This window comes from Thermococcus sp. (assembly GCF_027012695.1).
Taxonomy (GTDB): domain Archaea; phylum Methanobacteriota_B; class Thermococci; order Thermococcales; family Thermococcaceae; genus Thermococcus.
Genome location: NZ_JALUYR010000057.1, coordinates 59,269 through 70,242, shown reverse-complemented (window position 1 = coordinate 70,242; position 10,974 = coordinate 59,269). Strand labels below are relative to the sequence as shown.

At 54.0% G+C, this 10,974-nt stretch carries 14 protein-coding genes; 9 read left to right on the top strand and 5 right to left on the bottom strand.

The window, feature by feature from the left end; translation table 11 throughout:
* On the top strand, positions 1 to 1,707 hold a 1,707-nt coding region (gene alaS / locus MV985_RS05090), incomplete at its 5' end, for an alanine--tRNA ligase (protein ID WP_297463835.1).
* A 24-nt stretch (positions 1,708 to 1,731) separates the two neighbouring features.
* On the top strand, positions 1,732 to 2,097 hold the full coding sequence (locus MV985_RS05085; RefSeq protein WP_297463833.1) for a hypothetical protein: 366 nt from the start codon (positions 1,732 to 1,734) through the stop codon (positions 2,095 to 2,097).
* Here the strand turns inward: MV985_RS05085 and MV985_RS05080 are convergent.
* Positions 2,072 to 2,824: a Nif3-like dinuclear metal center hexameric protein gene (locus MV985_RS05080; RefSeq protein WP_297463851.1), complete on the bottom strand. Its 753-nt coding sequence runs from the start codon at positions 2,822 to 2,824 to the stop codon at positions 2,072 to 2,074. The two genes, MV985_RS05085 and MV985_RS05080, sit on opposite strands and share 26 nt — an antisense overlap.
* A 95-nt stretch (positions 2,825 to 2,919) precedes the next feature.
* Between MV985_RS05080 and MV985_RS05075 the strand changes: the two genes are divergently transcribed.
* A complete protein-coding gene (locus MV985_RS05075) occupies positions 2,920 to 4,689 on the top strand; it encodes a tRNA uridine(34) 5-carboxymethylaminomethyl modification radical SAM/GNAT enzyme Elp3 (protein WP_297463831.1) in 1,770 nt (589 codons plus the stop codon).
* Here the strand turns inward: MV985_RS05075 and MV985_RS05070 are convergent.
* Positions 4,686 to 5,459 carry a TrkA C-terminal domain-containing protein gene (locus MV985_RS05070; RefSeq protein ID WP_297463849.1) on the bottom strand — a complete coding sequence of 258 codons (774 nt, stop codon included), beginning with the start codon at positions 5,457 to 5,459 and terminating at the stop codon, positions 4,686 to 4,688. The two genes, MV985_RS05075 and MV985_RS05070, sit on opposite strands and share 4 nt — an antisense overlap.
* A gap of 6 nt (positions 5,460 to 5,465) precedes the next feature.
* On the bottom strand, positions 5,466 to 6,029 hold the full coding sequence (locus MV985_RS05065) for a DUF308 domain-containing protein (RefSeq protein WP_297463829.1): 564 nt from the start codon (positions 6,027 to 6,029) through the stop codon (positions 5,466 to 5,468).
* Positions 6,030 to 6,139: 110 nt separating this feature from the next.
* Here MV985_RS05065 and MV985_RS05060 point away from each other — a divergent pair, with 110 nt between their 5' ends.
* Both MV985_RS05060 and MV985_RS05055 read left to right on the top strand, forming a co-directional pair.
* Positions 6,140 to 6,709 carry a hypothetical protein gene (locus MV985_RS05060; protein WP_297463826.1) on the top strand — a complete coding sequence of 190 codons (570 nt, stop codon included), beginning with the start codon at positions 6,140 to 6,142 and terminating at the stop codon, positions 6,707 to 6,709.
* Positions 6,669 to 7,259 carry a hypothetical protein gene (locus tag MV985_RS05055; RefSeq protein WP_297463823.1) on the top strand — a complete coding sequence of 197 codons (591 nt, stop codon included), beginning with the start codon at positions 6,669 to 6,671 and terminating at the stop codon, positions 7,257 to 7,259. Before MV985_RS05060 ends, MV985_RS05055 begins: the two co-directional genes overlap by 41 nt.
* Here the strand turns inward: MV985_RS05055 and MV985_RS05050 are convergent.
* Positions 7,248 to 7,871, bottom strand: coding sequence for a DUF308 domain-containing protein (locus tag MV985_RS05050; RefSeq protein ID WP_297463821.1), 624 nt, complete (start codon positions 7,869 to 7,871; stop codon positions 7,248 to 7,250). The genes MV985_RS05055 and MV985_RS05050 overlap by 12 nt on opposite strands.
* A 108-nt stretch (positions 7,872 to 7,979) precedes the next feature.
* Between MV985_RS05050 and MV985_RS05045 the strand changes: the two genes are divergently transcribed.
* The 4 genes from MV985_RS05045 (at position 7,980) to MV985_RS05030 (ending at position 10,391) form a co-directional block, all read left to right on the top strand.
* Positions 7,980 to 8,507, top strand: coding sequence for a YkgJ family cysteine cluster protein (locus MV985_RS05045; RefSeq protein WP_297463819.1), 528 nt, complete (start codon positions 7,980 to 7,982; stop codon positions 8,505 to 8,507).
* A complete protein-coding gene (locus MV985_RS05040) occupies positions 8,500 to 9,003 on the top strand; it encodes a hypothetical protein (protein WP_297463817.1) in 504 nt (167 codons plus the stop codon). The genes MV985_RS05045 and MV985_RS05040 overlap by 8 nt, the downstream gene beginning before the upstream one ends.
* Before the next feature lie 82 nt (positions 9,004 to 9,085).
* A complete protein-coding gene (locus MV985_RS05035) occupies positions 9,086 to 9,832 on the top strand; it encodes a KaiC domain-containing protein (protein WP_297463815.1) in 747 nt (248 codons plus the stop codon).
* A 13-nt stretch (positions 9,833 to 9,845) separates the two neighbouring features.
* On the top strand, positions 9,846 to 10,391 hold the full coding sequence (locus tag MV985_RS05030; RefSeq protein ID WP_297463813.1) for a hypothetical protein: 546 nt from the start codon (positions 9,846 to 9,848) through the stop codon (positions 10,389 to 10,391).
* Between the two features lie 3 nt (positions 10,392 to 10,394).
* On the opposite strand, the gene speD is transcribed toward MV985_RS05030, so the two are convergent.
* Positions 10,395 to 10,811, bottom strand: coding sequence for an adenosylmethionine decarboxylase (speD, locus tag MV985_RS05025; RefSeq protein ID WP_297463847.1), 417 nt, complete (start codon positions 10,809 to 10,811; stop codon positions 10,395 to 10,397).
* Between the last annotated feature and the right edge of the window lie 163 nt (positions 10,812 to 10,974).

Here is a 10,974-nt window from a genome sequence, read left to right as displayed (position 1 = left end):
ACCTTCATGCTGGCGGATGGAGTGATTCCCTCCAACGTGAAAGCTGGCTACCTGGCGCGCCTGCTGATAAGGAAGAGCATAAGGCACCTCAGAGAGCTCGGCCTTGAGATACCGCTGGCTGAGATAGTTGCGATGCACATAAAGGAGCTTTCCCCGACGTTCCCCGAGTTCAAGGAGATGGAGGACGTAATACTCGACATAATCAACGTCGAGGAGAAGCGCTACCAGGAGACTCTCAAAAGGGGAAGCGAGCTTGTGAAGAGGGAGATAGCGAAGCTCAAGAAGAAGGGCATCAACGAGCTCCCGCTGGAGAAGCTCATACTCTTCTACGAGAGCCACGGCTTAACGCCGGAGATAGTGGCTGAGGTTGCTCAGAAGGAGGGAATCAAAGTTCACATACCGGACAACTTTTACACCCTCGTTGCCAAGCAGGCCGAGAAGACGGAAAAGAAGACGGCTGGAGAATACGTGGTGGACTTCGAGCTCGTCAAGGATTTACCTGATACGAGGACGCTCTACTACGAGGACCCCTTCATGAAGGAGTTCGACGCTGAGGTGCTTAAGGTAATAGACGACTGGGTTGTTCTTAACCAGACGGCCTTCTATCCTGAGGGTGGCGGTCAGCCCTACGACACCGGAATTCTGGAGGTCAACGGCGAGGAGGTTAAGGTGACCAACGTCCAGAAGGTCGGGAAGGTCATCCTGCACAGGGTCAAGAGGCCGGAGCTCTTCAGGGAAGGGACCAAAGTTCACGGTCGGCTCGACTGGGAGAGGAGAATCCAGCACATGCGCCACCACACGGGAACGCACGTCCTCATGGGTGCCTTAGTGAGGGTTCTCGGAAAGCACGTCTGGCAGGCAGGTTCACAGCTCCACACCGACTGGGCCAGGCTTGATATAAGCCACTACAAGCGCATAACCGAGGAGGAGCTCCGCGAGATAGAGCGCCTTGCCAACCGCGTCGTCATGGAGAACAGGAAGGTCACCTGGGAGTGGTTGCCTAGAACAGAGGCGGAGATGAAGTACGGTTTCAGGCTCTACCAGGGTGGTGTAGTGCCAGGAAGGGTCATCAGGGTTCTCAAGATAGAGGACTGGGACGTTCAGGCCTGTGGTGGAACGCATCTCCCCAACACCGGGCTGATAGGTCCGATTAAGATTCTTAGAACGGAGCGCATACAGGACGGCGTTGAGCGCATCATATTCGCGGCCGGTGAAGCCGCTATAAACTGGATGCAGGAGACGGAGAGGCTCCTCAAGAGAACCGCCGAAATCTTCCGCGTTCCTCCGGAGAAAGTGCCCGAGACGGCGGAGAGGTTCTTCAACGAGTGGAAGGAGGCAAGAAAGGAGGTCGAGAAGCTGAGGAAAGAGCTCGCTAAACTCCTCGTCTACGAGCTTGAAAACAGGGTTGAGAAAGTTGGCGAAATTGAGTTCATAGGTAAAGTCGTTGAGGGAACTATGGACGACCTCCGCGAGGCAGCGAACAGGCTCAGGAAGGAGAGGCGCGTTATCGTTCTCATAAGCAGGGAGGGACACTTCGTCGTGGCCGTTGGCGATGGCCTTGACCTCAAAGCTGGCGAGCTGGCGAAAGTGGTAACGAGTATAGCTGGCGGTGGCGGAGGCGGAAGGAAGGAACTTGCCCAGGGAAGAATCAAGAACCCGCTGAAGGCCGAGGAGGCCATTGAAGAGGTGAAGAAGAGGCTCGGCTGAGCTTTCCTTCTTTTATCCTTCGAGGTGTCCAAAATCAAGGTCAAGACCCTGACGCGGGAAATCGTCTCCCTCACTCAAGAACTCGGCCTGAGAGCCGTTCCAGAGTATAGAACGCCGGACGGAACGCGGATAGACGTGGCTATCCTAAACGGTGAACAAAGGCTCCTCGCCATCGAGCTTGAGGCCTCTTTCAAGTGGTTTCCCCAAAGGTTGCTCTACGATGTTGTTAAGGCTCATAGAGCCGGCTTTCCTGAGCTGTGGGTGGTTTCCAACTTCAGCCCAAAGCCGGGATGGATAGTAAACTACGCCGACGAACTTGGAATTCAGTTGAGGATTCTGGAAGAAAAAGAAGTTACGGGGGAGATTAAAGTCCTGTCGGCTCGTCTATGAAGAAAACGTCAAGGTCAAAGCGTTCCCTCAAAAGCCCCATCAGAGCTTTGACGCCGAGCGTTTCGGTTTTATAGTGACCCGCCACCAGAACGCTCTGGGGCAAATCCACTGCCGTCAGGTAGTCGGCGTGTCCAAATTCGCCGGTTATTAAAATGTCTATGCCCTTTCTGTAAGCCTCCTCAAGGGCGAACGCTCCAGCCCCGCTGACGGCTCCGACGGTTTTGATTTCCCTCTTCCCGAACTCGTAGGTTTTAACTGTCGTGTCGAGCTTCTCCGCTATTATCTGTGCCACCTTCTCGATTGGCTGTGCCTCCTTAAACTCCCCCCAGAAGCCTATGCTCAGTCCTTTGTACTCGCCGAAGGGTCCCGTTGGTTCCAGCCCGAGGAGCTTTAAAAGCCCAACGTTGTTTCCAACCTCTGGATGTGCATCCAGCGGAAGGTGAGCGACGTAGAGGTTTATTCCACTCTCTATGATGGCCTTCAGTCTTTTGTAGTGTATTCCCGTGATGTAGTTCAGCCCGCCCCAAATCATGCCGTGGTGTACAATAAGCATGTCGGCCTTCCCTTTAACGGCCCTTTCGATTGTTCTCAGGGTGGTGTCCACGGCGAAGGCTACCCTTTCAACCTCTTCCTTCCCCTCAACCTGCAGGCCGTTGCTCGACTTGTCTGGATAAGCCGAAATCTGTAGGTACTCGTCGAGGAATGCAACAAGCTCGTCGCGGTTCATCTGCATCACCCATTCACTTGGTGAATTATTCACTAACTGAATACCTCCACAAACCCTTTTAAAACCCAGCCCTACATCGAGCGAGAGGTGTCGTTATGGGCGAGTTTGAGAGGGCCGTTGAGGAACTCGCGAGGCTGATTATGGACGGAAAAATCAAAAGCAGGGAGGAACTCAACCGCTGGAAGATTAAGGTCGCGAGAAAGTATCATCTCTCAAGGATTCCGGGCAACTCCGACATCTTAAAGGCAATCCCCGGGGAGGAGCGCGAGCGCTTCAGGGATTTGCTCAAGAGGAAGCCCACGAGGACGATAAGCGGAGTTGCTGTTGTTGCTATGATGACCAAACCCTTTCCCTGTCCCCACGGCAGGTGTATCTACTGTCCCGGCGGGCCTGCTGTCGGTTCCCCCCAGAGCTACACCGGAAGGGAGCCTTCGGCTTTGAGGGCCGTCCAGAGTGCATATCACCCTTACATAATCATGATGAGAAGGTTAAAACAGCTCACCGACATAGGCCACGACGTTGACAAGGTCGAGGTTATAATTCAGGGTGGGACTTTTCCCGCTGTGGACCTCGATTATCAGGAGTGGTTCGTCAAAGAGGCTTTCAAGGCGATGAACGACTTTCCATATTTCAAGGACATTGAGAACCTTGAAGAGAAGCTTATAAGGCTGATTGTGAAGAAAGACGAGTCGGTTTTCGAGGAGGACCCAAAGTTCAGGGATGCTTGGCTCAAAACCCACAGGAAGCCCTACTACTACCTTGAGGACGAGCAGAGGAAGAACGAGAAGGCCAGGGTTAGAATGGTGGGTTTGACCATAGAGACGCGCCCCGACTGGGCCTTTGAGAAGCAGATAGACAGAATGCTCCGCTTTGGAACGACGAGGGTAGAACTAGGAGTTCAGACGATTTTCAACTTCATCCACGAGAGGACAAAACGGGGCCACGGCGTCGAGGAGATAGTTAAAGCCACGCAACTCCTTCGCGATGCGGGTTTGAAAATCAACTACCACATAATGCCCGGTTTGCCGGGAAGCAACTTCGAGAGGGACTTATACACCTTCAGGACGATATTCACGGATTCTCGTTTCCGCCCGGACATGCTGAAAATCTACCCGACGCTCGTTACAAGGGATGCCCCCCTCTACCGCTGGTGGAAGGAGGGCAAATACAGGCCTTACCGCACGGAAGAGGCAGTTGAGTTGCTCGTCGAGGCCTACAAGCTCTTTCCCAAGTGGGTAAGGGTAATGAGAATCCAGCGCGACATACCGGTTCAGCTCATCGTTGACGGGGTAAAGCACTCCAACCTCGGGCAGTTGGTCTTCAACGAGCTGATTAAGAGAAACATAAGACCGAGGGAGATTCGCTTCAGGGAAGTCGGTCATCAGATGGAGAAGTTTGGAGTTGAGCCCGAAATCGAGCACATAAAGCTCCTCCGCGAGGATTACGATGCCGCTGGTGGTAGGGAGATATTCCTCAGCTTTGAAGATACCAAGAACGATATCCTGATAGGGTTCTTGAGATTGAGGATTCCGAGCGAAAAAGCTCACAGGAAGGAGATAAACTGCTGTCCTTCGGCAATAGTCAGGGAGCTCCACGTCTACGGCCCGCTCGTGCCGATTGGAGGGAAGCCGCGCTATGAATGGCAACACAGAGGTTACGGAAGGGAACTTTTGAATGAAGCTGAGAGGATAGCGAGAGAGGAGTTCGACGTGAAGAAGATGTTGGTCATAAGTGGCGTGGGAGTCAGAGAGTACTACAGAAAGTTCGGCTACCGGAAGAACGGCCCCTACGTTGCTAAAAGGCTCGATAAGGATTATGCAAACTATAAAAAGAGCAAAGAGTTCGACGCCCACCTGAACACTTAACTGGAAGCCAGGATTTCCTCCTCCAGTGCCCGGAGCTGGGCCCGTTTTACGGCCTCCTCATGCGCCTGATCACCCTGCCTTCCCTTTACTCTTCTGGACAGCTCCAGTAGTGCATCCTCCGGCCCGTAACAGATGAGAACATCCCCCGGAAGGATTATGGTGTCGCCCCTTGGTGCCCCAATATAAACTTCGCCATTCTTTGTTTTCCTGTAGATTCCGAGGACGAGGATCCCTTCTTTGTCGAGTTCAAGTTCTCTTAGACTTTTGTTGGCGAGCCAGCTGTTGGGTTTGACTTTTATCTGGGAAATTGAGTAGCCGTGGGTTATTCCTAAAAGCTGGGTGTAGTCGTAAACCCTCAGCTCCGGGAAGGCCCGCTGGAGGAATCTCCGGATCCATTTCCGCATCCAGCGGTCAACTGTTTTTGAGGTGAACACTATGTAGAGCACGATGAGGCTCATTATGAGTATGAGCAGGTAGCCGGTTGCCTCCCTGCGCCCCTTTCCGAGAAAGGTTAAAACCAGCGTTGCTATGACGGAGGTTATTCCGGCGCTTCCAAGGAAGATTAGCAGCCTTATGATCTTCCTCCTCGCGGGGTGGGAGACGACGTACTCGCTCTCGCTCGTTGTGAATCCCGTTCCGGAAAAGGCAGACTGGGCCTGGAACGAGGCAACTTCCCGTGAGAGGCCTGTCATCTCAAGGGCTATGGCCCCTATCCGGACTATAATCAGAGACAGCGTAATGGCCAAAATTAAAGAAATGAGGGTTATCAGGGCTCCTCACCCCTTTGCCGCTTTCCGGGTTGCCTCGTACTCGGCCTTGGCGCTCAGGGCTATTACCATGAAGTTGACCCCGCTCATTATCAGATCGAGTGAGACGAAGAGTCCAACGGCCCACAGGCTGGACCAGGGCCACTGGAGGACTATCATCAGGCCGAGGAGCATCGTCAGTACTCCGGAGAGGCTGAGCAGGGCCCACTGGTTGACGTCCTTGTTCTGGAAGGCTATGGCGATCCTTATCGCGCCCACTATTATGAGCGAAAGCCCGAGTATCAGAGTGAAGATCGCCGTCGCCAGCACCGGGTTCTCGAGGGTCGCTATACCACCGATGATGTATATCAGCCCCATCGAGACGTGGAGCATCCTGCTCTTCCATCCGCTGGCCTTGAGCAGTCCCTGAATTACCTGGAGTGTTCCTCCCACGAGCATGAAGGCCCCGAATATTGCCACGCTGGTTATGCTCACAAGCGGGAGCATCAGCAGTCCCGCGAAACCCAGGGTTACGAACACTATGCCCAGACCGAACAGCCAGGCCCAATTCTTCCCAACGTCTCCGTACGACACACCTGATCACCCCATACTATTCTCACATCATGTTACTAAAATCCTTTAAAAACTTTTCTCGAAAAGTTTTTTTCCCGAGTAAAACTTTTAAGAGTTGAAGCGAAGGGGAAATGGTGGGATCGTTGAAACGCCCGAGACCCTCCTACGAGACGTCCTTTCGCATTAAGGTTGGTCTGATCGCGGTGGTCTTTGGAATCGCCCTATTCATGGCCGTCTATTATCCCCTGATCTCCCACGAGGTCAACCCCTTCGACGTTGCTGCCCCCAAAGGGAGGATAGTCATCGCGAGAAACCTGACCATTGGAAACATCAGCTACACCAACGCCGTCGTTATGGATTCTCGCAACAACCTCCTAGTTCTGAAGGGTAACGACGATGCTGGGGACACGCTCACGATGGAGGTAATCACCCCCGGCTGGTGCCTTGACTTCTGGGCCTGGGAAGGATCCCGGGGCTGGCGGCTCCGGTACAACTGCTCCCGCAGAATTGAGATAAGCGAGTACGCCTTCAGGAGGGTCCCGACCCATGAGGCTACCGAGATCCTCTACTGGTACCTTGAGTCCGGATACGCCATAGTTTTCCACAAAAACGGGCCGGTTGAGAACTACGAGACCGTCAACTTTACGGTCACCTACGGTGGTGATAGGGGTGAGGGTTCGTTCAAGGTGGCCCTGGGTTAGGGGAGTGAAGCTCTCCTACGAATCCTCCTACGCTCTGAAGGTCATAGCAATCGTCCTTCTGGTCTCGGGAGTTACCCTCTATCTCATTCTCAGTCCGATCATCACCCACAGGCAGGTCCCCTTTGGGGTGGCCGCACCCAAGGGACAGATCATCCTCCTCAATAACATAACCCTCGGCGACCGCACCTGGGAGAACGCCGTTGATCTGGGGAAGGTTCTGATACTCATGGGGAGCGAGAACTACGGCAACTCGGTCCAGCTGGAGCTGAGGACAGGCGGCTGGTGCATGGACGTTGTCTACTGGAACGGAAGCGACTATTTCGTCGGTGAAAGGTGCACGAGGAGAACCTCAATCTCGCGGTATCTATTCGTTGTAACCAGCTCCTTCTACTGGTACCCCGAGGGTGGCTATCATCTCATCCTCTATAAGCCCCAGGAGAGGCCGCGCAATTACGAGCTCGTCAACTTTACGGTCACCTACGGGCCAAAATCGGACTGGGGTGCCCTTATAGTGGCCTATCCCAAAAAAGAAAAGAAATCAAACCCTTAACTCGGGGTTGTTCTTCATCGAGCGGGCCCCGAGGGAGAGCGCTATGAAGCTCAGTCCGGCAACTATCAGCTCGATGGATACGAAGATGCCGATAATCCAGGGACTCCATTCGGGCCAGTTGGCCAGTATCATGACGCCAATGAGAAAGTCCACGGCACCGGAGAAAACTACCAGTCCGCCGTTCTGAACCCTTGAACCCGCCAGGACCTTGACTATTCCGAAGACGAAGTAGGCCCCGCCGAGGATGAAAGTCAGTACCCGCGCCGACAGGAGCGGTTCCTCGAGCATCGTGAAACCGGCTATGATGTACAGGATTGCCAGAAGGATGCCCATCATACGCTGAACTCCGCTCTGGTTGCCGGCGAATATGGAGATCCCAATCGTCACGAAACCGCCTATCATGAGGAAGACCCCGAAGACCGAGATACTGGCCAGCGTCACGAAGGGCAGTATGCCGAGACCGACCATTCCCAGGATCAGAAGCACGACTCCAAGCAGGAGGTACCACTGCCAGTGCGCCATGATCCCCTCCAGTTTTCTCCTCGCCATCTCTTCCCTGTACCGTCCGTACTCCTCGGCGGTTAATGGTTCCTCCCCGTTCTCCATGCGCATACCCCCTTATCGTTATCCAGATATGTGTCAGCCCTGAACATAAAAACATTTCGCTGTCCAGAGATGATCATGCCGATGGATTTTTAACCGGGCCGTTGAGTGGCTCACATGCGCTTCAAGGCAAAACCATTTACCGAACCCGTCTCCTTCAAATGCCTCCACTGCCTCGACTGCTGCAAGGGGAGGCACGTCTACCTGACGCTGAAGGACGTGGAGCGAATAGCCCGGGCCGGTCACGATCCTGAGGACTTCGTTACCCTCTCGATCGAGGGCAACCGGATACGCTTCGTTCTAGCTATACGGGAGTGGGACTTGGGCTGCGTCTTCCACGATCCGGAGACGGGAAGGTGCAGGATCCATCCCGTGAGACCCCTGATATGCAGGATCTATCCATTCATGGTCTCGAGAAAACCGCTTGGCGTTGAGGGAGAGAGACCCTTAGAGTATAAAGGCCAAAGGCTGTGGCTCTACTACGACGAGAGCTGTCCCGGAATAAACGCCGAGGAGCCGGAAACGGTTATAACTCCCGAAGAAATAGCCGAACTAGGTCTCGAATTTGAGAGGGAATTTGAGCAGACCGACCTCGATGGTTTTGTGAGTCTGCTCGAGGAACCGGGCGGTGAGAACGATGGCTGAGTCCCTCAGGTACAGGCGCGCCTCATCATGGGAGTACGATCTGATACTCCGCGAGGCCGAGAAGTACGGTGATCTTAAGCATCACACCTTCGCCGTAGTAGAGGGACGCTTTAGAGACGTCTACGCCGTCAACGAGAGGGTCTGGGCCGGGATAGAAAATCTTCGCACGAAGCCCTACTCCTATGGCACCTTCGTCGGCACGATAAAGGTGGACAACCTCGTGGAGAGGTTCTACCCCAACGTCGAGTTCTTTCACTTCGTTGACGTCAGGAGAAACTATGTCGTGTTGACCCCGAAGGCCGGCTTCCTCTTCACGACAGGGAAAGATGTGCCGAGGAGCGGGGTTAGGAGATACAACTGGCAGGGAACGAAGAGGCTCGTTGTTCTTGACGAGAACGGCATAATCCTCGGCGTGGGCAGGATAAATCCGAACAGTAAGAAAAAATTCATCCTGAACGTCACCGACATTGGCGAGTTCCTGAGGAGGGAGCGGTAGCTTTTCTTACCTGACGTAATCTTTTTAAGTCCTTTTGCGTAGAGCTTAATGATAACCACAGGTTACTAAAGGGGGTGATTCCATGGTGCCCAGGGTTAAGACAGGGATCCCAGGAATGGACGAGGTACTCCACGGAGGAATTCCTGAGCGGAACGTGGTTCTCCTCAGCGGCGGGCCGGGAACCGGGAAGACCATATTCTCCCAGCAGTTCCTATGGAACGGTCTCGGGATGGGCGAGCCGGGAATATACGTGGCCCTCGAGGAGCACCCGGTTCAGATCAGGCAGAACATGGCCCAGTTTGGCTGGGACGTGAGGAAATACGAGGAAGAGGGTCTGTTTGCGATGGTTGACGCCTTCACGGGGGGAATCGGCAAGAGCAAAGAGTACGAGAAGTACATCGTCAGGGACATAACGGACATTAGGGAGTTCATAGACGTCCTCAGGACGGCCATAAAGGATCTGAACGCAAAGCGCGTTGTCATAGACTCCGTTACGACACTCTATATCAACAAGCCCGTCATGGCGAGGAGCATAGTGCTGCAGCTCAAGAGAATTCTGGCCGGACTGGGTGTCACGAGCATCTTCGTCAGTCAGATAAGCGTCGGAGAGAGGGGTTTTGGCGGACCGGGCGTTGAACACGGCGTTGATGGAATAATCCGTCTCGACCTCGACGAGATCGACGGTGAGCTTAAGAGAAGCCTCATAGTCTGGAAGATGCGCGGAACCAGCCACTCCATGAGGAGGCACCCCTTTGAGATAACCGACAGGGGAATAGTGGTTTATCCCGACAAGGTCCTCCGGAGGGGGAGGATAGTCGATGTTGAGTGAAGGAGGTGGTACGATGGAGGTTCCGCTGAACCCGGTTGGAAGGGAGGAGATACACCGGCTTGAGAGCATACTCCTCTTCGCGACCCTGTTCAGACCCGAGGTCATAGAGCTGATCAGAGACCCGAGGGAGAGGCTGACTTGGGTTGACAGCCTGGCGGTAGCGGCTGGAGCGCTGGCCAGGGAGAAGGCCGGAATGAGCATCAGGGAAATAGCCGAGGAGCTCGGCAGAACAGAGGCGACCATCAGGAAGCACCTCAAGGGCGAGACTAAAGCTGGACAGCTCGTTAGGGAGACCTACGAACTGATAAAGGAGGGCAAACTCGATGAGCTTGTCAAGAACGTGGAGGTTCTCGCCAGGGGAGGTCAGCTGATAGCCCTTGAGGAGTACGAGAAGCTCAAGAGGGAGAAGGAAGAGCTCGAGGCCAGGGTGAAGGAGCTCGAGGAGAAGATTAGGGAGCTTGAGGAGGAGAACCACCAGCTGAAGGCGAAACTCGAGAACGTCAGAGCAATACTGAGGGATGCCCTCGAGCGGATAAAGAAGATAGAGGAGCTCATCTGAGCTCTATCCGTTTCCATTCTTTCTCAGGCTCTCTTCCCATGTCATTATCATGTGGGTAAATGTCTCGTCGTCCTCCTCAATTCCGCGCTTTATCTCGCTGACGTGGGCGTACTTTGCCCTGAACTGCTCGAGGATGTAGTCAACGGCCTTCTCAGGGTCGGCCTTCGTTCCGCAGGTGTAGACGTCCAGAGCCGCGTAACCCTTTTCAGGCCAGGTGTGAACCGATATGTGACTCTCGGCGACGATAACGACCCCGCTGACACCCTTAGGAGAGAACCTGAAGAAGTAGCTGGCCTTTATCTCCATGTTGCCAACCTTCGCGGCGTCTAGGAGTATATTCCTCACCCTGTCAGCGTCACCGAGGATCTGGGGATCGCAACCCGATGCCTCAACAACGTAGTGGAACCCGATGGTCTCGATCTCGCTCATGGCCCTCACCTCCTCCTCTCCCTATTTCAAACCCTTTTTAAAGTTAAGCCCCGAAGCGGAGAGACGTAAACCGGCCGATTTGACTTTTAGCTTCTCCAAACTGGGCTGGAATTGATTGAACAGAAACTTATTGGTTGTTCTTTGAATTTCCCGC

Bases quoted from the DNA above. Each gene is read 5' to 3' on its own strand.
- MV985_RS05060 (WP_297463826.1), top strand. From the start codon at position 6,140: ATGGTGGGATCGTTGAAACGCCCGAGACCCTCCTACGAGACGTCCTTT.
- MV985_RS05030 (WP_297463813.1), top strand. From the start codon at position 9,846: ATGGAGGTTCCGCTGAACCCGGTTGGAAGGGAGGAGATACACCGGCTT.
- MV985_RS05045 (WP_297463819.1), top strand. From the start codon at position 7,980: ATGCGCTTCAAGGCAAAACCATTTACCGAACCCGTCTCCTTCAAATGC.
- MV985_RS05035 (WP_297463815.1), top strand. From the start codon at position 9,086: ATGGTGCCCAGGGTTAAGACAGGGATCCCAGGAATGGACGAGGTACTC.
- MV985_RS05075 (WP_297463831.1), top strand. From the start codon at position 2,920: ATGGGCGAGTTTGAGAGGGCCGTTGAGGAACTCGCGAGGCTGATTATG.
- MV985_RS05040 (WP_297463817.1), top strand. From the start codon at position 8,500: ATGGCTGAGTCCCTCAGGTACAGGCGCGCCTCATCATGGGAGTACGAT.
- MV985_RS05050 (WP_297463821.1), bottom strand. From the start codon at position 7,871: ATGCGCATGGAGAACGGGGAGGAACCATTAACCGCCGAGGAGTACGGA.
- MV985_RS05080 (WP_297463851.1), bottom strand. From the start codon at position 2,824: ATGAACCGCGACGAGCTTGTTGCATTCCTCGACGAGTACCTACAGATT.